This window comes from Wolbachia endosymbiont (group B) of Limnophora tigrina, assembly GCF_964263235.1.
Taxonomy (GTDB): domain Bacteria; phylum Pseudomonadota; class Alphaproteobacteria; order Rickettsiales; family Anaplasmataceae; genus Wolbachia.
On record NZ_OZ181655.1, the window covers coordinates 303,953 to 325,484 of the forward strand.

General features: G+C 35.5%; 23 protein-coding genes, 1 tRNA gene and 2 pseudogenes. 12 read left to right on the forward strand and 14 right to left on the reverse strand.

Features of this window, described 5'->3' with window-relative positions:
- The first annotated feature begins 56 nt into the window (after nucleotides 1–56).
- From atpD to fsa, 4 genes are read left to right on the forward strand one after another with little or no spacing between them, the layout of a single operon-like run.
- Nucleotides 57–1,484 carry a F0F1 ATP synthase subunit beta gene (gene atpD, locus ACE38O_RS01435; protein ID WP_374699055.1) on the forward strand — a complete coding sequence of 476 codons (1,428 nt, stop codon included), beginning with the start codon at nucleotides 57–59 and terminating at the stop codon, nucleotides 1,482–1,484.
- 12 nt (nucleotides 1,485–1,496) lie between these two features.
- Nucleotides 1,497–1,841 carry a F0F1 ATP synthase subunit epsilon gene (locus ACE38O_RS01440; protein ID WP_374698829.1) on the forward strand — a complete coding sequence of 115 codons (345 nt, stop codon included), beginning with the start codon at nucleotides 1,497–1,499 and terminating at the stop codon, nucleotides 1,839–1,841.
- Entirely contained in the window at nucleotides 1,822–2,286 is a 465-nt protein-coding gene (locus tag ACE38O_RS01445; protein WP_374698830.1) for a hypothetical protein, read from the forward strand. Before ACE38O_RS01440 ends, ACE38O_RS01445 begins: the two co-directional genes overlap by 20 nt.
- 32 nt (nucleotides 2,287–2,318) lie before the next feature.
- Nucleotides 2,319–2,960, forward strand: coding sequence for a fructose-6-phosphate aldolase (gene fsa / locus ACE38O_RS01450; protein WP_374698831.1), 642 nt, complete (start codon nucleotides 2,319–2,321; stop codon nucleotides 2,958–2,960).
- A 10-nt stretch (nucleotides 2,961–2,970) separates the two neighbouring features.
- Here the strand turns inward: fsa and guaB are convergent, their stop codons facing one another.
- Together guaB and rsmA are read right to left on the reverse strand one after the other, a co-directional pair.
- On the reverse strand, nucleotides 2,971–4,464 hold the full coding sequence (guaB, locus tag ACE38O_RS01455; protein WP_374698832.1) for an IMP dehydrogenase: 1,494 nt from the start codon (nucleotides 4,462–4,464) through the stop codon (nucleotides 2,971–2,973).
- 31 nt (nucleotides 4,465–4,495) lie between these two features.
- A complete protein-coding gene (gene rsmA / locus ACE38O_RS01460) occupies nucleotides 4,496–5,314 on the reverse strand; it encodes a 16S rRNA (adenine(1518)-N(6)/adenine(1519)-N(6))-dimethyltransferase RsmA (protein WP_374698833.1) in 819 nt (272 codons plus the stop codon).
- Between the two features lie 78 nt (nucleotides 5,315–5,392).
- Here rsmA and ACE38O_RS01465 point away from each other — a divergent pair.
- Nucleotides 5,393–5,465 (forward strand) — tRNA-Thr (locus tag ACE38O_RS01465).
- Between the two features lie 24 nt (nucleotides 5,466–5,489).
- Complete coding sequence (locus tag ACE38O_RS01470) at nucleotides 5,490–6,215, forward strand: triosephosphate isomerase (protein WP_374698834.1); 726 nt, start codon at nucleotides 5,490–5,492, stop codon at nucleotides 6,213–6,215.
- 118 nt (nucleotides 6,216–6,333) lie between these two features.
- Here the strand turns inward: ACE38O_RS01470 and ACE38O_RS01475 are convergent, their stop codons facing one another.
- Together ACE38O_RS01475 and dprA are read right to left on the reverse strand one after the other, a co-directional pair.
- On the reverse strand, nucleotides 6,334–6,516 hold the full coding sequence (locus ACE38O_RS01475; protein ID WP_374698835.1) for a hypothetical protein: 183 nt from the start codon (nucleotides 6,514–6,516) through the stop codon (nucleotides 6,334–6,336).
- A 42-nt stretch (nucleotides 6,517–6,558) separates the two neighbouring features.
- Nucleotides 6,559–7,649, reverse strand: a pseudogene (gene dprA, locus ACE38O_RS01480) (DNA-processing protein DprA).
- A gap of 61 nt (nucleotides 7,650–7,710) precedes the next feature.
- Here dprA and ACE38O_RS01485 point away from each other — a divergent pair.
- The 4 genes from ACE38O_RS01485 (at nucleotide 7,711) to ACE38O_RS01500 (ending at nucleotide 10,332) form a co-directional block, all read left to right on the forward strand.
- Nucleotides 7,711–8,085: a ferredoxin family protein gene (locus tag ACE38O_RS01485; protein ID WP_010082601.1), complete on the forward strand. Its 375-nt coding sequence runs from the start codon at nucleotides 7,711–7,713 to the stop codon at nucleotides 8,083–8,085.
- Between the two features lie 114 nt (nucleotides 8,086–8,199).
- Nucleotides 8,200–8,328, forward strand: coding sequence for a hypothetical protein (locus tag ACE38O_RS01490; RefSeq protein ID WP_374698836.1), 129 nt, complete (start codon nucleotides 8,200–8,202; stop codon nucleotides 8,326–8,328).
- 221 nt (nucleotides 8,329–8,549) lie between these two features.
- Nucleotides 8,550–9,593 (forward strand): D-alanine--D-alanine ligase, encoded by a 1,044-nt coding sequence (locus ACE38O_RS01495; RefSeq protein WP_374698837.1) that lies wholly within the window; start codon nucleotides 8,550–8,552, stop codon nucleotides 9,591–9,593.
- Entirely contained in the window at nucleotides 9,574–10,332 is a 759-nt protein-coding gene (locus ACE38O_RS01500) for a cell division protein FtsQ/DivIB (protein ID WP_374698838.1), read from the forward strand. Before ACE38O_RS01495 ends, ACE38O_RS01500 begins: the two co-directional genes overlap by 20 nt.
- A 725-nt stretch (nucleotides 10,333–11,057) precedes the next feature.
- Here ACE38O_RS01500 and murB read toward each other — a convergent pair.
- The 4 genes and pseudogenes from murB to ACE38O_RS01520 form a co-directional block, all read right to left on the reverse strand.
- The gene (gene murB, locus ACE38O_RS01505; protein WP_374698839.1) at nucleotides 11,058–11,945 is read right to left on the reverse strand and encodes a UDP-N-acetylmuramate dehydrogenase; all 888 of its coding nucleotides are present in this window, start codon (nucleotides 11,943–11,945) and stop codon (nucleotides 11,058–11,060) included.
- Nucleotides 11,936–12,814 carry a hydroxymethylbilane synthase gene (gene hemC / locus ACE38O_RS01510; protein WP_374698840.1) on the reverse strand — a complete coding sequence of 293 codons (879 nt, stop codon included), beginning with the start codon at nucleotides 12,812–12,814 and terminating at the stop codon, nucleotides 11,936–11,938. Before hemC ends, murB begins: the two co-directional genes overlap by 10 nt.
- Before the next feature lie 316 nt (nucleotides 12,815–13,130).
- Nucleotides 13,131–13,286, reverse strand: a complete 156-nt coding sequence (locus tag ACE38O_RS01515) for a hypothetical protein (RefSeq protein WP_374698841.1) — start codon at nucleotides 13,284–13,286, stop codon at nucleotides 13,131–13,133.
- A 178-nt stretch (nucleotides 13,287–13,464) separates the two neighbouring features.
- Nucleotides 13,465–13,566 (reverse strand): annotated as a pseudogene (locus ACE38O_RS01520) (WPE palindromic element domain-containing protein); the annotation flags it as partial.
- A gap of 621 nt (nucleotides 13,567–14,187) precedes the next feature.
- Here ACE38O_RS01520 and secD point away from each other — a divergent pair.
- The gene (gene secD, locus ACE38O_RS01525; protein WP_374698842.1) at nucleotides 14,188–15,705 is read left to right on the forward strand and encodes a protein translocase subunit SecD; all 1,518 of its coding nucleotides are present in this window, start codon (nucleotides 14,188–14,190) and stop codon (nucleotides 15,703–15,705) included.
- Here secD and ACE38O_RS01530 read toward each other — a convergent pair.
- From ACE38O_RS01530 to ACE38O_RS01545, 4 genes are all read right to left on the reverse strand, one after another.
- Nucleotides 15,702–16,487: an enoyl-ACP reductase gene (locus ACE38O_RS01530; RefSeq protein ID WP_374698843.1), complete on the reverse strand. Its 786-nt coding sequence runs from the start codon at nucleotides 16,485–16,487 to the stop codon at nucleotides 15,702–15,704. The genes secD and ACE38O_RS01530 overlap by 4 nt on opposite strands.
- 502 nt (nucleotides 16,488–16,989) lie before the next feature.
- Nucleotides 16,990–17,091 carry an IS3 family transposase gene (locus tag ACE38O_RS01535; protein WP_353273681.1) on the reverse strand — a complete coding sequence of 34 codons (102 nt, stop codon included), beginning with the start codon at nucleotides 17,089–17,091 and terminating at the stop codon, nucleotides 16,990–16,992.
- 29 nt (nucleotides 17,092–17,120) lie between these two features.
- Nucleotides 17,121–17,354 carry a DDE-type integrase/transposase/recombinase gene (locus tag ACE38O_RS01540; RefSeq protein ID WP_374698462.1) on the reverse strand — a complete coding sequence of 78 codons (234 nt, stop codon included), beginning with the start codon at nucleotides 17,352–17,354 and terminating at the stop codon, nucleotides 17,121–17,123.
- Nucleotides 17,355–18,171: 817 nt separating this feature from the next.
- Nucleotides 18,172–18,882, reverse strand: a complete 711-nt coding sequence (locus tag ACE38O_RS01545; RefSeq protein WP_374698844.1) for a class II aldolase/adducin family protein — start codon at nucleotides 18,880–18,882, stop codon at nucleotides 18,172–18,174.
- Nucleotides 18,883–19,162: 280 nt separating this feature from the next.
- Here ACE38O_RS01545 and ACE38O_RS01550 point away from each other — a divergent pair, with 280 nt between their 5' ends.
- Nucleotides 19,163–19,786 carry a hypothetical protein gene (locus tag ACE38O_RS01550; protein WP_374698845.1) on the forward strand — a complete coding sequence of 208 codons (624 nt, stop codon included), beginning with the start codon at nucleotides 19,163–19,165 and terminating at the stop codon, nucleotides 19,784–19,786.
- Here ACE38O_RS01550 and tsaB read toward each other — a convergent pair.
- Together tsaB and ACE38O_RS01560 are read right to left on the reverse strand one after the other, a co-directional pair.
- The gene (gene tsaB / locus ACE38O_RS01555; protein ID WP_374698846.1) at nucleotides 19,781–20,383 is read right to left on the reverse strand and encodes a tRNA (adenosine(37)-N6)-threonylcarbamoyltransferase complex dimerization subunit type 1 TsaB; all 603 of its coding nucleotides are present in this window, start codon (nucleotides 20,381–20,383) and stop codon (nucleotides 19,781–19,783) included. The genes ACE38O_RS01550 and tsaB overlap by 6 nt on opposite strands.
- Nucleotides 20,383–21,513 carry a cation:dicarboxylate symporter family transporter gene (locus tag ACE38O_RS01560; protein ID WP_374698847.1) on the reverse strand — a complete coding sequence of 377 codons (1,131 nt, stop codon included), beginning with the start codon at nucleotides 21,511–21,513 and terminating at the stop codon, nucleotides 20,383–20,385. The genes tsaB and ACE38O_RS01560 overlap by 1 nt, the downstream gene beginning before the upstream one ends.
- Between the last annotated feature and the right edge of the window lie 19 nt (nucleotides 21,514–21,532).

The following is a 21,532-nucleotide window of genomic DNA, read 5'->3' on the forward strand; positions in this document are numbered from 1 at the left end:
ATTTTCTTTAGAAGTTCTTTTATGGAATTATAGTGTTGGGTGATAAAAATAAAGAGATGAATATAGGTAGAGCGATTAAGGTAACTCAAGCAGTTGTTGATATAAAATTTGAAAGTGAATTGCCTAAAATATTTAATGCTTTAAAAAGCAAACTAAAATATAAGGATAAGGAGCTGGTTTTAGAAGTTTCGCAGCATATAGGTGACAATATAGTTCGTTGTATTGCTATGGATAGCACAGATGGCATGTCAAGGGGGGATGAATTTGTTGATACAGGCGCACCAATATCAGTTCCGGTTGGGCGTTCAACTTTAGGAAGGATTTTTAATGTTGTGGGAGAGCTTATAGATGAGTGTGGTCCGCTGAAAGGAAAGTATGATTTAGAACCTATACATAGAGCACCTCCAAGTTTTACTGAACAGAGAATACAGGAAGAAGTTTTAGTTACGGGAATAAAAGTTATAGATCTTCTTGCACCTTATCTTAAAGGAGGAAAAATTGGCTTATTTGGTGGAGCCGGTGTTGGTAAAACAGTCCTGATAATGGAATTAATTAATAATATAGCAAAAGCTCATAAAGGATTTTCTGTGTTTGCCGGGGTAGGGGAGAGAACGCGTGAAGGTAACGATCTTTATCACGAGATGATCACTTCAAATGTAATAAATATAAATGAGCATGAAAAATCTCAAGCTGTTTTGGTTTATGGTCAGATGAATGAGCCTCCTGGAGCAAGGGCTAGAGTTGCTTTAACAGCACTTACTATGGCAGAGTATTTTCGTGACCGTGAAAACCAAGATGTTCTATTTTTTGTGGATAATATCTTCCGTTTTACACAAGCTGGTTCTGAAATTTCTGCTTTACTTGGAAGAATACCGTCAGCTGTTGGTTATCAGCCAACCCTTGCAACTGATATGGGTGCAATGCAAGAAAGAATAGCTTCAACAACTTCTGGCTCTATTACTTCTGTGCAAGCTATATATGTTCCTGCGGACGATTTAACTGATCCAGCCCCAGCAACTACATTCTCTCATCTTGATGCCACCACAGTGTTGTCAAGGCAAATAGCTGAAATGGGAATATACCCTGCTGTTGATCCACTTGATTCAACTTCTCAGTCTTTATCTGCTGAAATCATTGGTGAAGAACATTATAAGGTAGCTTCTGAGGTGAAACGTATATTGCAAACTTATAAATCACTGCAAGATATTATCGCAATACTTGGTATGGATGAGCTATCTGATGAAGATAAAATTATTGTTGATAGGGCTCGTAAGATTCAGAAATTTCTTTCTCAACCTTTTCACGTTGCAGAAATATTTACTGGTATGCCTGGTAAATTTGTTTCACTTTCTGATACTGTTTCCAGTTTTAAAGAGATTGTTGAAGGTAAATATGATCACTTACCAGAGGCTGCTTTTTATATGGTGGGGAATATAGATGAAGCAATAAAAAAGGCTGAATTAATACAAGCTGAAGCTAAATAAAAGTTAAAGATTATGAATACTTTTAAAGTGCAATTTTTCTCTCCTGATGATCAAATTTCATTCAGTGGAGTGGTTTTTCTTTCAGTAACTGGGCTCGAAGGGGAGCTTGTGATTTTAGCTCACCATGCTCCTTACTTAATTTATTTATTGCCTGGTATGATTACTGTTAAAATGAGTAACCAAACAGAAAAGAAGGTTGTAATTGATAGTGGCGTATTAGAAGTTGCAAATAATAATTGTAGCATTATAACAAGTCAAATTCAGGTTTTTGATCGTGCAATTCATGATGAGAAATCGTTTAAAAATAAGAGAATTAGTATATATTTAAGTTATCTTGATGAGAAATTTCTTTCTTAGTTATTTTAGGCAAAAGGTCAGTTGTCATTCAAATGGCTGTAAGATTGTTGCTCCAAATGCTCTTTTTTCGTCATCCCAGTGCGTGATATACAACTGTACGGACATTTGTTCCAAAAACAATGTGTTAAATATTATAGCAGGTTTTGCCTCAAACGCAAAGGTGTCATTCCAGTGCTTGACACTGGAATCCAGCCTTCGCGCAATCCCATTAAAAATGTTGTGTTTTAACATAAGATTGGCTACTTTTACACTTACCAACTCAGTGTCCGATCAAAATTACTGGATCCCAGTGTCTGGGCACTGGGATGACATCCTTCTTTTTGGTACAAATTGCTCTTATATCTCAATGTTTGTACAGTTATGCTGGGATGACATCGGCAGGTTGATGTCTCATTCTATTGCAATGCAGGAAGTTCATGCAGTTGTAGGTCAAGCCGTAGGATGACAAGATTTTACAAGTTTTTATAGGAAGTTAATATGGAAATTTTTCTTGATAGCGTTGATTTAAATGAAATTAAAGAACTAAAGGAGTTCATTGACGGCATAACAACTAATCCTTCTTTAATAGCAAAGTCCGGGCGTAAAGATAAATACGAGGATTTAGTGCGTGAAATATGCTCTATTATCAAGGGGTCTGTTAGTGTTGAAGTTGTTGCAAATAACCATGCAGATATGGTTAAAGAAGGCCTTAAGTTAGCGAAAATCGCTGATAATGTTGTGGTAAAATTGCCCCTTACATATGAAGGATTAATTTCTTGTAAAAAGTTGTGGACAGAGCATAAAATACCTGTTAACATCACATTATGTTTTTCTCCTGGACAAGCACTGCTTGCCGCTAAGGCCGGTGCTTGTTTTATTTCTCCCTTTGTTGGTCGCCTTGATGATATAAGCTATGATGGCTTATCGCTAATAGAAGATATATGTACTATATATTCTAATTACGGTTTTGATACTAAAGTTCTTGTTGCATCAGTGAGAAGCCCAGCACATGTGATAGAAGCTGCAAGGCTTGGTGCTGATTCAATTACTGTGCCAGCAAAAGTACTTAGACAATTAATTAATCACCCACTTACTGACCAAGGGCTAGCAATATTTGAAAAAGACTGGGGTGCAAAATAATAAACGGTCACTACTCTGAATCGGTTAACAAATTGGACGCTTGATAAGCGTAATTTGGAGCTTCTTGTGTAATGACTATATCATGAGCATGACTCTCTCTTAATCCTGATGCAGTAATAGTAACAAGTTTACAATTTTTTTTCATCTCTTCTATATTCCTATTACCAGTATACCCCATTGCAGCTTGCAATCCGCCAATCAACTGATGGATTACTCCTGAAGCTGGACCTTTGAATGGAACTCTTCCTTCCACTCCTTGTGGAACTAATTTTAGTTTTGAATCTTTATCTTGAAAATAACGGCTAGCTGAACCTCGTTTCATTGCACTAATAGATCCCATTCCTCGATAGCCTTTATATGCTCTGCCCTTATACATGATAATCTCACCTGGGCTTTCGTCAGTGCCAGCAAAAATCGAACCAATCATCACAGAGTCAGCACCAGCTGCAATAGCTTTTGCAACATCTCCTGAGTATTTTACCCCACCATCAGCAATTAGTCTGACGTTTCTTGCTCTACACGCCTCTGCAACATTCTTGATTGCAGAGAATTGTGGCACACCAACACCTGTAACTATTCTGGTTGTACAGATTGATCCTGGTCCTATTCCGACCTTCACTGCATCAACACCCGCATCAATCAACGCTTCAGCAGCCTCCTTTGTTGCAATGTTTCCGCCAATTAATTGCGTATTAGGATGCATCTTTTTTATTTCCCTAATGGTATTGATAACGTTTTCGGAATGACCGTGAGCAGTATCCACAACAACTACATCAACTTCTTCTCCGATCAAAGCTTCACATCTGTCTATACCATCTTTTTTACCAGTGCCAATTGCAGCGGCAACTCTGAGACGCCCTTTACTGTCTTTACATGAATTTGGGTATCTATTGTATTTTTCAATGTCTTTAACCGTAATTAAACCTATACAACAAGAATTTTCATCTACGACCAAAAGCTTTTCTATTCTATTTTCATGCAACAATTTCATTGCTGAGGCACTATTCACTCCCTGCTCCCGCACTGTCACTAACTTATCTTTTGTCATCACTTCGGAAACTTTTACATTCATGTTCTGGTCTTTAATAAACCTCACATCTCGGTTAGTTAAAATTCCAACTAACTTGCGTTGATCGACTACAGGAATGCCAGAATAATTGTGCTCTCTCATTAATGAAATTGCTTCCGCAACTGTTTTATCCGGTGAAATCGTAATTGGGTTATACACGATCCAACTTTCATATTTTTTCACCCTTCTTACTTCTAAAACTTGTTCATCTATTGATAAATTCTTATGTATGCAACCTATCCCTCCATGTTGGGCAATAGCTATTGCAAAGCCCGATTCAGTAACAGTATCCATTGCAGAGGATATGAGAGGGATATTTAGTTCTATATTATTTGTTAAATAAGTTTTTGTATCTGCATCGCAAGGCAATATATTAGAATAGGCTGGCAAAAGAAGTATATCGTCAAACGAATAACAAGCTTCCATTTTTTTCATAGGCTTTATTTAAAGCTTATACGCCAATTAATTAAATTGCAATAGGGCTTTTGCAAAATGAGCATTCTACATTATTTGCCAGCAAACAAAACTGCTCAATGGTTAAGTTTTCTGGACGTTCGTTTCCACTCAATTTAGCGTTTTCAAGGACAGTTTCAGCGTGGTTCGTTATATTTTGCAAGCTATTTCTCAGCATCTTTCTTCTTTGAGCAAAAACGGCACGTGTTAATCTTGTTAAGGTTTCCAAATTTACTGCAAACTTTGGGGTAGGCAAAGGATTTACTGTAATTACTGAAGAATGTATTTTTGGTCTTGGAAAAAACTCTTTAGGTTCAATATCAAATTCCTTTTTTATATCACATAGTAACTGGCTTAGCACTGATAAGGAACCATAATCTTTAGAATTGGGTCTTGCCGTAATGCGATCTGCTACCTCTTTTTGAAACATTAATGTCAAGTTCGTAAAAAATTTTATATTATTTAACCACTTTAAAAATAATACTACCGAGATATTGTAAGGCAAGTTAGCAATAACTTTGACTGGGCGCTCTATCAGCTCTTCTTCTATAACATGCAGTGCATCCGCTTCTATAATTCTATACTTTCCTTGATGCTCATTTAGCAGTTGGTCATGGTGTTTTACTAAATCTCTATCTTTTTCTATAGAAAGTAGAGACTTTGGATTATGCACCAATATTTCTCTTGTTAATGCACCATATCCAGGACCAATTTCAATGACATTAAAATTTTCCAGACTATCAGCTAAAGCGACGATTTTTTTTGTTATCTCACTCGATAAAATAAAATTTTGCCCTAGACTCTTTTTTGGCTTCAGTAAAAATTTTCTCATATTATTTTCATTATACAGTATTTTAAAAATCAGTTGACTAAAATCCATTGATAATTGTATATTATTAATGTGTTTAACGCCGGCTTAGCTCAATTGGTAGAGCAACTGACTTGTAATCAGTAGGTTGTCAGTTCAAGTCCGACAGCCGGCACTCTCGCCCATATAAGTAAAGTTGATGTCCTTTTTAATAGTAGCAAATTGGAAAATGAATGGAATGCGTTCTTCATTTGTTGACTTTATAGGCAAACTTAACAACAAGAGCAACGAAATTACCTCTAAATTAGTAATTTGCCCTCCTTTTACATCATTTCCAAGCAGTATAGAGTTGAACAATAATATTAATATAGGAGCACAGAATTGCCATCATAAAAAGTTCGGTTCTTACACAGGTGAAATTAGCGCAGAAATGTTAAAAGAACTAGGGTGTACTTACGTAATACTTGGGCATTTTGAAAGGGCCAATGAAAAAGATAGTGAAATAAAACTTAAGTCAGAAATAGCAATAGAATCAGGCTTACATCCAATTATCTGTGTAGGTGAAAATTCAGAAGATTACAAAAGTGGAAAAACAAAAGAAGTAATAGAATATCAATGCAAAAATCGCCTGCCAACACACGGTGAATATACCGTAGCATATGAGCCAATATGGGCAATAGGCACAGGTCATGTGCCAAATAATGATGCAATTGCTGAGGTGATAGAGGTAATAAAATTGTGTGCTGGTAAAAAACACATTATATATGGTGGTTCAGTCAGTTTAGAAAATATAGAAAATTTGTTAAATATTTCAAATTTATCAGGAGTTTTAATTGGCAGTGCAAGCTTAGATTTCGATCACTTTTATAAAATCATACAACAAGTCGAGAAAAAATTTTCTCTTATTAATTCTAAAAGTAGATAAGGGGGAATTACTCAATATAGAAATAGGGCTACCACGGGCGTTTCAGAAGATTCCGCTAACGCGCACTTCCTCATCAAACCGTCACGGTATCCGCTAACACGTAGTGAGGTGACGATTGTCAAGGTGACACTGGTTTCCATACAAAAGTGGTGTTATCTAAGTAGCTGACACTGATTTCCATCCAAGACGGTGTCATTCCAGTGCCCAGACACTGGAATCCAGAAAACTTAATTTCAACTAAGTGATAAAGGCTGGATTCCAGCGTCACGCGCTGGAATGACATCTTTCTTGGTGGATTCAAATCACAATGTTCGTACGGTTGTGGGCTTATATCTAAAGTAATCTAGAAAATTAACGATATTTTATTCCCCGGTGAACGCTCTATTTTGTTTTCCAACTCTAGTTCTAAAAGAGCCATTAGAGCTATGTTGGCAGAAAGTCCGCTTGCTAATATAAGTTCATCTATATCAACAGGTACAGAGTTAATATGATCAACTATAACAGATTTTGCCTGGTGTAATTTTTCTTGTTTTTGGTTAACAGCATAGTGCTCAACATTAAATAGGTTTTTTTGCTGCGGAGGTAAACTAAACCTAATACTCTCTATTATGTCATCAGCAGATTCGATAAGTTTAGCACCGTTCTTAATCAAATAATTGCTACCACTACAGCGTGAATCTAAAGGGAAACCAGAAACTGCAAATACCTCTCTCCCTTGATTTAAAGCAAAATCTGCTGTTATTAGAGAGCCAGAACGTTTCGATGCTTCAACCACTGTAACACCAAGTGATAGACCAGATATAATTCGATTCCTTTGGGGAAAATACTGAGGCTTTGGTTTAGTAGCAAATGGAAGCTCAGTAATTACTAAACCACCATTCTCAGTGATTTTTTTGTATAGATCAAAATTCTCTTTTGGGTACACCACATCAATTCCACTTGCTGTAACAGCAATAGTGGGGTAATTGTTGTATATTACACTGTTTGCTGCAGTGTCGATTCCTCTTGCAAGTCCAGAAACGATAATGAAACCCGCTTCGCTTAAATCAAGTGCTAGTTTACTGGCAAAATTTCTTCCATTCATCGAAGAGTTGCGCCCACCGATTATTGCAATTATCTCACGGCTTAATAATGATATATTACCAAATGCAGTTATTATAGGAGGACAACTAGAGATATTTCTTAAAAGATCAGGGTAATCTGGGTCACATTCGGGTATAATTTTAGCTCCAATTCTTTCTGCATTATTGATTTCTTCTCGTGCATCTTGAATGCCATACACCTTATTATTAGCCACCCTATTGAGATATTTTAGCACCTCATCTAGTGATCCATGTGTTCTTATAGTATACTAAAAAACTTTATTGGTCCTATAGTTCTAGCCAAGCTTAACCATACTTCTAATTCTTTGTTGTTCAATTTATTTATCTTCATAAAAGGCTTGAATTTCTTATCAATTTAGTGTACCCAAGATAATACAAATATACAGTGTTTTATGACGCATTTTGTTACAGATAAATGCATAAAATGTAAATATACGGACTGTGTGGAAGTATGTCCCGTTGACTGCTTCTATGAAGGTAAAAACATGCTCGTGATTAACCCAGATGAATGTATTGATTGCGGAGTGTGCATACCTGAGTGTCCAGTAGATGCAATTGTAACTGATGATTCCATAAAAGATATTTTAGAATTAGATGAAGAATTACTGAGCAGCGAACAAAAAACTTTCAAGTTATTTTACGATATAAATGTAGAATACTCACAAAAATGGCCAAATATCACAGCTAAAAAGCAACCTCTCTATACTGCAGAAGAGTATAAGGAAAAAAAGGATAAAACAGCTTATTTTGATGAAAATCTAGAATAATATTAACAAAAAAAAGATCAGACTTCTTGCATAACCATATGAAAAACTAGCAACTCACTCTTCTTTGTCATTCCAGCGCGTGACGCACAATCGTACAAACATTGCAATTTGCAGGTGGCAGATGATGTCATGCAAGTAGCTGACACTGGTTTCCATCCAAAAGGGCAGTGCCTCTATGATGTCATCCCAGTGCTTGACACTGGGATCCATTTTTCCATCATCATCAGAAACGTTGTATTTTAACATAAAGCAGCTACTTTTATACTTGTAAATTTAACTGGATCCCAGTGTCAAGCACTGGGATGACACCGTTATAAAGGAACCAGTGTCAGCTACTTGCATGACACCACTTGCCGCCTGCAAATTGCAATATCTGTAGCTGTACATAGTATAGAATTTTTCAAAGCGTTTTTTCTATTGAAGATAAGAGCATCTTTTATATATGCTATATAGTAAAACATAGAATGCTTATGGTTCCAACTATAGCAATTTTAAGTGGTGGGTTTTCTTGTGAGAGAGAAGTGTCGCTTATGAGCGGAAAAGCAGTAAAGAAAGCGCTTGATAGCCTTTCATATAATGCAATAGAAATAGATGTTGACAGCAACATTGCTGAAAAGCTTAAAAAGATTAATCCGGGCCTTGCTTTTATAGCTCTGCATGGACCTTGTGGTGAAGATGGCTGCATTCAAGGTTTATTGGAGATTTTAGGTATAAAATATACACACTCAGGAGTTATGGCTTCGGCTGTTGCTATGAATAAAGTGATGTCAAAGCATATATTTCGATCCCTTAGTATCGATACTCCAAAAGGTTATGTAATTAGCCGAGAAGATCTACTAAAAAATAATATTAAAATCGATTATCCGTACGTCTTAAAACCAATTAACGAAGGTTCTAGCATCGGAGTGCATATTGTTTCCTCATATGAAGACCATTTAAAATTTAAAAATGACGCTATCATATTTGATGTCATTCCAGCACGTGACCAGGGAAAAGAAGAATGGATCCCAGTGTCGAAGCACTGGGATGACAAGGAAGGAGCTATTTGGATGACAAGAGATCTGATGATCATAGAAGAATACATACCGGGCATAGAGTTACATACTGCTATATTGTTAGACGAAGCAATTGGCACTATGGAAATACGACCAAAAAATAAATTCTATGATTATGAAGCAAAGTATACAGATGGATTTGCAGAACATATATTTCCTGCTGAAATTCCTGACAATATATATAAAATGACCTTGGAACACGCACTGAAAATTCATCGATTTTTAGGCTGTAAAACTATTTCCCGCTCAGATTTCCGTTATAATCCCAAAAATAACACTTTAAAAATGCTTGAGATTAATACACATCCTGGCTTTACTGAGTTATCGTTAGTGCCAGAAATTGCAAAATTGGCAAAAGGAATCAATTTTAATGAATTAGTTAAGATTATTATTGAAGATAGTTTGCAGCACAAAAATATTAGGGATTTAAGTCATGTTGAGCAGTATTACTAGAAGCCAAAGGAGTTTTTTGCGTAAGTGTGCCTTGGTTATTATCACAGCACTTTTTCTTACGCTAATGCTCTACAGCTCACTTGATAAAATAATAAATCGATTTAATTACTACTTTACTTGGTATAATGACTGCCTATCTAGTTTATTACTTAGTAGTGGATTTTCAATCGACGAAGTAGTCGTGAGCGGCAACAAATTTACAAACAAAAAGGACATTCTAAGTTTGGTAGATAGAACGCAACCTATCATGTATATATCACTTTCAAAACTTGCCGGTAACATACAATCCGTAAGCAGATGGATAAAACACGTAAGAATCCATAGAATTTTGCCCAATACCCTACATATTAATATAGATGAGCATAAACCGTTTGCTCTCTGGAAAGATAATAACAAAACCTCGGTAATTGATTTCGAAGGCAAAGTGATCGTAGATGACTATCCAGTAGATGATCTTGTTGTAATTACAGGACAAAACTCGTTATCAAACCTAGAATTTGTTAGAGATGTGTTAGAGAGTAAAACTCAATTAAGTGACCACATTTCTTCTTTTGCTTATATAGGGAATAGAAGATGGAATATCATACTTGATAACGATTCCACAGTGAAACTGCCTGAAGATAACCCTTCTAGTGCATGGGACTATTTAAACCACTTGCACAATACAACTGATTTTACTTTCAGCGATTGGAGTATTATTGATATGCGTATTACTGATAAAATTTTTGTGAAGAGGTGATCTGCTGTCATCCAAGTAGCGGGATGACGAGCTTATCGTCATGCTGCCGCGAACCGTCATACCGTCACGGTATCTCAGCCGCTAACAAGCAGCGGGATGACGGTTGTCGTTTAGCCATAAATATTTAAGAAATTCACCAAACGAAAAAAAAGGCAAAAGAAGCCCTGGTCATTGTCTATTTTCAGTATTTGGCGTTTTTTAAGCCTTAAACGCTGCAATTTAGCTGCTTTTAAGTACAACTAACCTTAGCTAAAATGTTTAAGAAATTTACTAAGCAGAAAAAAAGGCAAAAGAAACCCCGTGGTAATTAGTGTTCACTCCCTAATCCTGCAAATTGGCGTACTATACTGTCTTAAACGACTTATAAGCGCGTTTCAGCTTATATAGGTAAAAACCTAGAAATATTGTGAAGACATAAGGTGCACATAGTGCAAAAAATTAAAAATAAGACGCCAACTACGTTATTTTCTTGCTGTTTAATCTGCACAGATGAAGATAACTGAATACCTTCATTGTCATAATAAGGGGGCCGGCGAAACTTGTCAAGCAAGTTTTTTCGTTTCTATAAATCTGGATTTCAGCGTTATGCGCTGGAATAACAACGTAAGGTAAATTTTTCAACATCTCAAAATTACAGAATTTAGTCTGTTTAATTAAGTGTGAAAGGTTACGATCATGCTGAGTCATTAGGAAAGATTAGAATATACAGAAGCTATAAAAACTGTCTAATAGCTACCCAAAACCCTTATCTCCCACTCAAGTTCAACATTAAATTTATCCTTCACTGCATCTTTTACTCTGTTGCCAAGGTTTTCCAAGTCAGATGCAGTTGCATTATCGTAATTGAGCAAGAAGTTACAATGTTTCTTAGAGATTCTAGCTCCACCAATATTTAACCCTAGGCAGCCAGATTTATCAATTAACTCCCATGCTCGGTAGTTTTTTGGATTTTTGAATATGCACCCAGCAGTTTTTCCTCTTATTGGCTGGCTTTTATTTTTTTTCTCAACAATTTCTTTTAACCTTTGCAATATAAGCTCATACTCTGAGTTTACTCCTTTAAACTCAGCTTCAACAAAAATCCAATTTCCTTTTAGGCTATTTCCACGGTAAAAATACCCCATTTCTTCGCTGGAGAACTCATATAGGTTTCCATCCTCTAGATTCACTGCTTTTATAGATTGTATAACACCTGCGATATCACTGCCATATGCACCTGCATTCATTTCTATTCCGCCACCAACTGTTCCTGGAATTCCAACTAGAAACTCGAGCCCACTAATTTGTTGCTCTCCTGCAAAGTAAGCAAGGTTCCTAAGCAGCGCAGCACCACCTGCAACAATGGAGTTATTACCCTTACTTTTAATATATGCAAACTCCTTACCTAATTTTACTGTTATTCCTCGAATGCCACTATCTCGCACTATTATGTTGGATGTTGCACCGATAACACTAATTGGCAGTTCAGTATTTTTAATCAAGCATGTTAAATCTTCAATATCACATGGTTTAAATAATACATCAGCTCGCCCACCGACATTTAACCATGTCGTTTTAGACATCAAGACGTCATAACGATAGATTCCACGTACTTTAGGTAAGCTTATAAGCATTTTGATTTCAACTCTAGTCCTGCATCCATACCCATTTTCTCAGCATCTTCTATAAATGAAGTGCGCTCAGTGAAGTATATATTTTTTCCACTTGCTAACATACAACAAAGGTGTAGCATATTTTCGTTCACATATTCAGCCAAAGCTGCAAGTGGTGTAAAACACGAACCATTCACTGTCTTCATAAAACTGCGCTCTGATTTCACTCTTATAAAAGACATATTATTATTAATTTTCTCTACAAGATCGATAATTTTTACATCATTCCTTCTACATTGAATACAAATCGCTCCCTGTCCCACTGCACTTAACATAACTTTTGGTGGCAATACCTCTGTAATTAAGTGATTCTTTTCTAATCTTATGAGTCCTGCTTCAGCTAGAATTATTCCATCAAAACTTTGATTTTGCAATCTAGTTGTCACGTTTCCACGAAGTGGTACTATATTTAAATCCGGTCTAAAATTTAGCAACTGAACTTTTCTTCTTATTGAAGAAGTAGCGATAGTAGCCTGTTGTGGCAAAGATTCAAGGCTATTATGTTTATGAGAAATAAATGCATCACATGGATTTAACCTTTCTAAAATACAAGGAATTGCTAAATCTTTCGAGAAAAATGCAGGCACATCCTTTAGCGAATGAACTGCCATATCTATGTTATTTTCGAGCAATTCAGTCTCAATTTCTTTGATGAATAATCCTTTACCTCCTATTTCAGCAAGATTTGCGTTTGCATACTTATCTCCAGAAGTTTTTATCTTAACAATTTCAATAGATAAGTTAGGAAAAGAGTCCAGCAACTTTTGTTTTGCTTCCAAAGCCTGGGCAACTGCAAGCTTGCTTCCTCTGGTGCCTATTTTGACTAGCATATGTACGACTGTTTGAATACCAAACCTTAACCTAATTAATTATTTAAACACTTTGGTAGCGTGTATCGCATGAATTTTGGTTACCCTCTCTCTGATGTCATTCAAGTACTTGGGTCCAATCATATGAGCCTTTGCATTTATTGTACTTTAACTTAAAACCAAAAGCAACTTTGACTTTACAAAATAATAACCTTTTATATGTAATAAATAAGCTTACTGGATTCCAGACTGGAAGTCTTACGTTATACCGCCGCGTTAGCCACTAACAAGCAGCGGGATGACGGTTGTCGGGGTGTCATCCCAGCACCTTCTCCTGTCATCGAAGTAGCCCTCCTTCTTCTGTCATCCCAGTGCTCCGACACTGGGATCCAGGAAACTTAATTGCAAGTAATGCATTGGGTTTGGTGAATATGGGTTTTGCGTTATAGAATGAAACACTTTTGGTGAATTTGTAAAGAAAACTGGATTCCATCGTCACGCGCTGGAATGACAAGCAGTCTCAACAACCACAGGGTGTCATCCAAGTAGCTGACATACAACTGTACGAACGTTGCGATTTGATGGTAACTCCCACCAAGAATGATGTCATCCCAGTGCCCAGACACTGGGATCCAGGAAAAAGAATGATGTCATGAAAGTAGCCCCTATGATGTCATTCCAGTGCTTGACACTGGAATCCAGCTTTTGATCGAAAGTGTTGTATAGTACATAATCAATTTTTCTGGATCCCAGTGTCTGGGCACTGGGATGACAAAGAAATAGGCACTGGGATGACACCCTACTAGTGGAGGTTACTCTCAAACTGCAATGTTTGTTTATGTTAGCCATAAATATTTAAGAAATTTACCAAATGAAAAAAAAGGCAAAAGAAGCCCCATGGTTGGCTAATTACTTACATTATACTTTCAAATATGGCGTTTTTTTACTCTAAACGCTTAATAACCGCGACTGAGCTGCTTTTAAGCCGCAACTAATCTAAATTATAAACGTTAAGAAATTTACTAAACAGAAAAAAAGGCAAAGAAACCCTAGGGTAGCTAGTTACTCACTATCCATTTTTAATATTGGCGTTTTTTAATGTTTTGAACGCTTTATAAGCGCATTTTAGCTCATATAGGTAAAAACCTAGAAAATTTATAAAGACATGAGGTGCACATAGTGCGAAAAATTAAACATGAGACGCCAGATACGTTAAGTTTTTTTGTCGTTTAATCTGTACAGAGAAGATAAATAAATAGCTTCACTTTCATGATAAGGGGGCTGGCGGAGTTTGTCAAGTAAGTTTCTATGGCTACTTGGGTGACACCATAGGTAATGGAGAATTTTACAAAAATACATTTTTAACTTATACTACAATTTTAAACCTACAACTTATGTACAACAGGCTTATAGTCAAATCTTTTTCAGTATTATGCATCTGTTTACTTGCTTTATACATAACACTGCCAAATTTCTTTGATAATAAGTTTTTTATTTCGAAAAAAAGAATAAACTTAGGCCTTGACCTGAAAGGAGGGGCATCTTTGCTTCTAAACATAGACTTAGACTTCTATTTTAAGGAAAAGCTAAGCATGCTAGCTGATGAGATAAAAGAGACATTGCTAACAAAAAATATTGAATCCAGCGTACAAAATAGCGAACAAGTAATTGTAACTTTAAATAATATTGATGATCATAAAAAAGCATCTGTGTTGATTAATGCAATAAATCCAAATTTAGAGCTAAATAAAAAAGATTCTTCAATTCTCATTTCGTATAAACCCCATTATAAAAATTCTTTGATCAGTGAAGTAGCTGCAGAATCAATAAACAATGTCCAGCGCCGTTTGGACAAACTTGGCACAAAGGAAGTCAGCGTTCAAAAACAAGGGCAGAATAAAATATTAGTGCAGGTGCCTGGAGTAGAAGACACCAAGCAGATAAAATCTCTGCTTGGCAAAACTGCTAAACTAGCTTTTCATTTGGCAAACACTAACATAGCCAAGGTGCAGGATATAGATCACGAAACTACTGTCATGCTCAAGGATTCTTTAGGTAATTCTTATCCAATATTCCGCAAAACTGAAATAGGTGGCGATTCGCTGGTTAACGCATCAGTTAGATTTGGTCACTTAGGTAAACCAACAGTGCATTTTAAATTTGACAGCATAGCGAGTAAAAGATTCGCGAAAATCACTAAAGAAAATGTGGGAAAACCTTTTGCAATTGTTCTGGATAACACAGTCTTAACAGTACCCACAATACGTGAGCCAATTTTAAATGGAGAGGGAGAAATTAGCGGTAATTTCACTGAAAAACAAGCAAGCGAACTTGCAATACTTTTAAAATCTGGAGCACTGCCAGCACCACTTAAAATAATTGAAGAAAAAAACATTGGCCCAAGCCTTGGAGAAGAATCAATAAAGGCAGGGGAAATGGCAGCAACAATCTCTATTATAGCCGTGGCTTTATTTATAATTATCACTTACGGCAAATTAGGTATATTAGCTTCTGTTGCGCTTTTTTCTAATGTAATTCTTATATTATCAATTCTCACTCTGCTTGAAGCAACTCTAACTTTACCTGGAATTGCAGGTATTGCACTCACTGTCGGTATGGCGGTGGATGCAAATGTTTTAATATTTGAGCGAATTCGCGAGGAAATCAAATCTGGCAAGAGAGTGGAACGTGCTATTGAAGAAGGGTTTAAAAACGCTATAAAGACAATACTGGATTCAAATATCACTACATTAATTGCTGCAGGAATAATGTTCATTATTGGCAGCGGAGCAATTAGAGGCTTTTCTGTCACTTTATCAATAGGAATTTTATGTTCGATGTTTTCTGCAATCACAGTCACAAAACTCCTGATAGAGTTGTGTATGAACCCGAAGGAACTAGTGCTTTGTTAGTCAACCACCTTCATTCCCACAACGTTATATCCTGAATCGACGTGCAAAATTTCTCCAGTAGTGCCACTACTTAAGTCGCTTAATAAGTATAACGCTGCCTTGCCAACATCCTCTATTGTAACATTGCGTCTAAGCGGAGAATTATTTCTATTCCATTCTGATATGAAGTGAAAATTGCTTATTCCAGAAGATGCTAAAGTTCTGATTGGACCAGCGGAAATTGCATTTACTCTGATATTTTGTGGCCCGAGATCACATGCTATATATTTTACACTTGCTTCAAGTGCTGCTTTACATAAACCCATAACGTTATAATTTGGCATAACTTTTTCAGCGCCATAATAAGATAAAGTAAGTAAACTACCACCACCTGACATCATTTTTTCAGCTCTTTGCGCTAAAGCAGTGAAAGAATAGCACGATATATGCATTGCATTGAGGAAGTTATTCAGTGAAGTATTGACATATTTACCATCTAACTCATTTTTATCGGAGAATGCTATTGCATGCACCAAAAAGTCAAGAGTACCCCATTTTTTCTCTATTATTTCAAAAGCGTTATCTACGATTTTTTCATTTGAAACGTCACAGTGTAATATTAGCTCCACATTTAATTCATCTGCTATTGGTGATAGTTTTTCTTTTATTATTTCATTCTGGTAGGTGATTGCAAGTTCTGCCCCGTGCTCTGAGAGAGCTTTTGCTATACCGCATGCTATCGATCTCTTATTTATTATTCCAGTTATTAACCCCTTTTTGCCTTGTAATAGACTTGCCATCATAGAACTATCTGTTTTTTTATAATTTGGAGTATTAACTAGATAAAGTCAAGATATCAACTATGTTTTAAAACATTTTTTGCAGTAACTTGAAGTCTAATACCACTGTTAACACAAAGGCAGCGATGAGAGTTTCTATAGCTAACCCAAGAAAGGGTTCCCTACGTCATACCGCCGCGGTATCTCAGCATAGATTCCGCTAACAAGTAGCGGAATAACGAATTTGTTGTTTTTCAAATTGTAGGTAAACCTAAGCCACTTTAGCTATAGCAGCCGTCTATTTTAGATTGCTTCTTATTAAAAAAAACAAAGCCTTATTAATTAAATATTATAGTTAATAATTACACTCTTTTGACAAATAATTAAAATAGTGTTAAACTGCGTGCATAAAATAATTAGTGAGGTTGCAATGTTAAGCAGTATTATAAAAGTAAAATTAGAGAAAAACTGTTGTCCTTTTGAGAAATTAGAAAACTGACCTTACCCAGAAAAAGTAGAGAGAAAGTTAAGACGTTTTTGTCATGAGAATAAATTGTGCAGGAATGCAATAATTAATAGTAGAATGCCTACGTTGTTTGTTATAAAAGATTTCTATGTATTCAAATATGGCAGTTCTGGTTTATTGAGCGAGAAGTATCAATAAGCAGCTCCCTTTTGAGTGAACTTTTCTGCAACAGAGTTATCGTAACAACATCCCTTATGGCTCATGCTGGAAATGATGTTTTTTGTATTCAATAGAAATTGGTAATTTTGAGAGGTATACTGTGGCCCTTGATCGCTATGTAACAGCAGATTTTTATCGGGTTTGCGCTTATTAACGGCCATCAATAAAGAGTCAATAACCAATTGTTTATTTGTTGAGCTACTCATTAACTACCATACGTGAATATAGGTCAATTATTGCTGCCAACAACCTTCCTTAGTTTTTATATAAGTAATCCCAAACTTTATTTGGCTGATCAGTGGTGAATTTTTGATCCAATGTGTTCGGAGCCACAACTCGGTTGCTTATTTGCTGTTTTTTATTTTTGAACCTTCGTCTAAGTTTGGCTTTAATGCCATTTTCTTGCATAACACTTTATACTGTTTTAATTTTTGCCTAAAGCTTTTAATTCAGCGTGAATTTTAGGGATCTGCATTTGGATGCTTTTTTTGAATATCTGCTAGAAGCCCATCTCTTGCTAATTCCTTACTGCTTTTTCCCTTAGCAACCCATACCACCAGCAGATATGTCTAAAACCCTACATAGTTCCTGTATTTTATAGCAATTTCTATATAAAAGAATACTTTACTCTTTTTGTTTGGCCAGGGCTTTTTTTTAAATGTCTCTTTCTCTTGTTACTCTTGCTAGTTCTTTTTTTAGATCAAATCTTTCTTTGTCATAAGGAGCCTTTGCCTGGAAATGCGTATGCTTCTGACATTTTTCCATCATATTTTCTTACCCATTTACTTAACATACTGCCATCTATACCTAGATCTTTTGCTATTTTTGTACTTCTGTTTCTTTAACCAGCTTAACAGCTTCTAATTTGAATCCTGCTGCTTCTATTTGCCATATTTTGAAAAAACGTTTTATTTTACTCCAAAAACGTCTTAACTTTCTCTCTACTTTTTCTGGGTAAGGTCACCTCTTAACTTGACGCGTATGACTCCCTACTTGGATGACAGATAGTAATGCGAAAGCCTCTTACAACTTACTTTTAATTAGTCTAACCCATGCGTGCCAATCCCTCTCACCAAGATTGCTTTCAAAAGATAGGAGATCCTTTACAGCTTTTGAGCAAATTTCTTCACTTGGAATTGATAACTCCCTATTCATTGCTAACGTTAAACATTGAGTTTTGCACGCTCGTTCTAAATGATACGTGTAAAACATTGCTTCTTGTATAGTCCGACCACACGTTATAGATCCATGATTGCGCATTAACATGACAAAATTTTCTTTCAGATCAGCTATTAACCTCTTTCCTTCTGTATTGCTACGTGCTAGGGAATTATAATTATGGTAAGAGATTTTATTGTAAAAGTGCAGTGCCCATTGACTTATTGGAAGTAGTCCATCTTGTAGAGAAGAAACTGCTACAATAGAAGGTGTATGCAGGTGAAAAATTGCTTGAATGTCTTTCCTTGCTTGATAAACAAAACCATGAATTATATAGCCAGTTTTATTATATTGATATTCTGTACCCTCAATCACATTTCCATCTAGTGATACTCTCATCAATGAATTTTCATTCACTTCGTCAAAGCGTATAACAAATGGGTAAATATAAAACGACTTTTGATCTTCAGAACATACCGAGAGGTGAGTATATGTATGATCATCCAGTTTAAGGTAAGACAAAATCTGATAGGCATAGACTAGATCCCTTTTTACTCTGCTCTTTGTTAACAACACAATCCTCTGTTAGAATCTTCTGAAGATTTATACACGAAAAAAGGCTTGTAGTAAACTAATAAGTCTATGCCACTCTGTCTTGCTTTCTGAATACCAAACACTTTTGTGTTGTAGCTTGCTTAAAAATAGTTATCGTTATTATAGAGTTTATATACAGAATTTGTGTTTCTAAATTACATAATATCTTAACTATAAAAATAATTTTCTATATAATATTTCATATGTTTTAAAGCTTTGTTTTTATGTTATTATAAATGTAAGTTTCAAGATTGAAAATAATATGGTAAGTATTAACACAAAAAAACAGCCAGCAGGATTTTTCACATATCTCTCTGGTCTTTCAGGAAGTGGTAAACTTTCCACAGCAATAGAATTGTCCAATATGATAGACGCATTAATTGTAAATAGTAAGTTCTATAACAATGTTCAAGTTTGCTCTATATACAATGGTGTCTTTGAACGTGATCAAATACCTAAAGAAGTTCAAGATAGAGTATATGGCATTATGCAAATTATGCTTCAGGTAATAGAAAATTATCCGATTCACTCAAAAAATTACATATTTATTGATGAGTTGATGGAAAATAATGACCAGAACATGAGGATGTATGATTCAATAGTAAGGCTTAGTAAAAAAATGAACACAGAAATCCTTCCTGTGGTACTTAGGTGTGATCTACCGACATTACAAAAGCGTATTGAATTAAAAAGGCAAAGAAAAAATAGGAAGGTGACTAATGTAAATAGCATGATAGAGCAATTTAGGATTAACAATTTATTTATACCACCGAGTGCCATAGAGATAGAAAATTCAGATATGAGTATAAAAGAAGTAGCTCAAGAGATAGTAAACCAGATGCACAGGCTTAGCCACATTGTATGTACGCGAAAGAATAGTCTATAATGATTTCATATACTGAGGCTCATTTAAATATAGAGCCTCAACTTCATTTAATTTTTGCTTGTTCTTCAGTCTATAATGAACCAATAGTCCTGCATGGCTAGCATTTAAATTGCAATCCATATGTGTAATGTAGTCACTGCTTGTAGCGTGACACTTGGATCCAGGGTCACGTGCTGCAGTTGGACCAGATAGCGGCAATAAATTGAAATCAAATAACTGCGTATAAAACCCTTGAGCATTTTTGATTATAGCTCTGATATTTTTTTTGCTATTCGTACAAAGCAAAGATATTGTGTAAGCTTGAACTTCCAGCGCATTAACTCCGTATAATGGCTTATTTGTAGCAAGATTTATACCTTGTGCTGCTGATATACCAACTCTAATTCCAGTGAAACTTCCTGGTCCAACTACTACCGCTAAATGATCTATTTTATCGTAATTATAATTGTGCTTATCAAATAAAGTATTCAGAATTTGAAAAAATGATTCTACATGATTGTTGCTGGCGGAATTGCGCTCTACAAAACAATTACCATCATAATCAACTATTGCTATTGAACTACCAGTACCTACAGTATCAATCGCTAAAATAGACATTACTTAAGCTTATCATAGAGTTTTGTAAACATCATAGTAAAGGCACCATTACCCATAACATTTGCTGAAGTGATTATTGGATCAAACACTATATACAAGGCTGTGATTAACGAAAGCATTTCTGGAGAAAATTTGAGGTATTTCTCAAGAATAGGTAGCATTACCATAATTCCTCCTGCCGGCACTGCAACGATAGCAAACTTAAATAACAAAAAATAGAGAAGAAAAGTTACATAGTCCGTTGTGGACAATAAATAACCAGAAGTAATTACCATTGATAATATTATAACAAAAAAGCAATCACCTACTAAATGGAAGCTAGCAGTTATTGGTATAACAGACGATGCTATATCAGGTTGCTTTACATTTTTTTTGCTTCCTTCAAGAGTAAGCGGCATAGTTGCATTACTAGACATTGTGCTCATCGCAGTAATAAATGCCGGTATCATATTGCTTATACTAGCTATCCAGCTTGTGATCTTGAATGAATTTGCTGCTCCATATAAGAGGAAAACATAAAGGTAGGTTGCAGATTCTATAATAATGAAAATTATTGAGTAATCCTTAAATATTATAGATAAAACTTGATCATGCTGCATTTTTAAAGCAAGCCCAAGTACAAATATTGGAATAATCGGCGTCAAAAACGTCTTCAAAATAAAGAGAGTTAAATCTAACATTTTGTTCGAAAGCTCTTTGCTTTTCTTAGTTAGCAGTATAGACACTACTATGCTGAACACAAATCCACAAGCAAGAGCATGAAAGTTAGAAAAGAGTAGCGGAAGCCTAAACGACCATAAAGGAACAATTGTTTCTTCATACGTTATATCTTGTATTGAATAAGTGTTTTGTATGATAAAATGCCCAACAGAATAAGCTATTAAACTTGAAGCCAGATTCGATAAGAAGATCATTATAATAAGTAACAATATAAACTTTATAGCTGACTGCTTAAGATTGTTAACACTGCTAAAGATTAACGCAAAAATAATAAAAGGCATTATAAATAGCAAAACCTCTTTTATACTCAGGCTCGTTGAGTACAAGAAGGTTTTTGCTTCCATTGGAACTAAATGACCAAAGAATGCAACTGAAGTGATGACCGTGAGTAAGATTAATAGTTGTAGCACGTTCTTATATACCAGTGTC

Bases quoted from the DNA above. Each gene is read 5' to 3' on its own strand.
- rsmA (WP_374698833.1), bottom strand. From the start codon at position 5,314: ATGAGAAAATTTTTACTGAAGCCAAAAAAGAGTCTAGGGCAAAATTTT.
- murB (WP_374698839.1), bottom strand. From the start codon at position 11,945: ATGCTTATAAGCTTACCTAAAGTACGTGGAATCTATCGTTATGACGTC.
- guaB (WP_374698832.1), bottom strand. From the start codon at position 4,464: ATGAAAAAAATGGAAGCTTGTTATTCGTTTGACGATATACTTCTTTTG.
- ACE38O_RS01440 (WP_374698829.1), top strand. From the start codon at position 1,497: ATGAATACTTTTAAAGTGCAATTTTTCTCTCCTGATGATCAAATTTCA.
- fsa (WP_374698831.1), top strand. From the start codon at position 2,319: ATGGAAATTTTTCTTGATAGCGTTGATTTAAATGAAATTAAAGAACTA.
- ACE38O_RS01500 (WP_374698838.1), top strand. From the start codon at position 9,574: ATGTTGAGCAGTATTACTAGAAGCCAAAGGAGTTTTTTGCGTAAGTGT.
- ACE38O_RS01550 (WP_374698845.1), top strand. From the start codon at position 19,163: ATGGTAAGTATTAACACAAAAAAACAGCCAGCAGGATTTTTCACATAT.
- ACE38O_RS01485 (WP_010082601.1), top strand. From the start codon at position 7,711: ATGACGCATTTTGTTACAGATAAATGCATAAAATGTAAATATACGGAC.
- atpD (WP_374699055.1), top strand. From the start codon at position 57: ATGAATATAGGTAGAGCGATTAAGGTAACTCAAGCAGTTGTTGATATA.
- ACE38O_RS01515 (WP_374698841.1), bottom strand. From the start codon at position 13,286: ATGGAATCCAGTTTTCTTTACAAATTCACCAAAAGTGTTTCATTCTAT.
- ACE38O_RS01470 (WP_374698834.1), top strand. From the start codon at position 5,490: ATGTCCTTTTTAATAGTAGCAAATTGGAAAATGAATGGAATGCGTTCT.
- ACE38O_RS01530 (WP_374698843.1), bottom strand. From the start codon at position 16,487: ATGATGGCAAGTCTATTACAAGGCAAAAAGGGGTTAATAACTGGAATA.
- hemC (WP_374698840.1), bottom strand. From the start codon at position 12,814: ATGCTAGTCAAAATAGGCACCAGAGGAAGCAAGCTTGCAGTTGCCCAG.
- ACE38O_RS01540 (WP_374698462.1), bottom strand. From the start codon at position 17,354: ATGAGTAGCTCAACAAATAAACAATTGGTTATTGACTCTTTATTGATG.
- tsaB (WP_374698846.1), bottom strand. From the start codon at position 20,383: ATGTCTATTTTAGCGATTGATACTGTAGGTACTGGTAGTTCAATAGCA.
- secD (WP_374698842.1), top strand. From the start codon at position 14,188: ATGTACAACAGGCTTATAGTCAAATCTTTTTCAGTATTATGCATCTGT.
- ACE38O_RS01445 (WP_374698830.1), top strand. From the start codon at position 1,822: ATGAGAAATTTCTTTCTTAGTTATTTTAGGCAAAAGGTCAGTTGTCAT.
- ACE38O_RS01495 (WP_374698837.1), top strand. From the start codon at position 8,550: ATGCTTATGGTTCCAACTATAGCAATTTTAAGTGGTGGGTTTTCTTGT.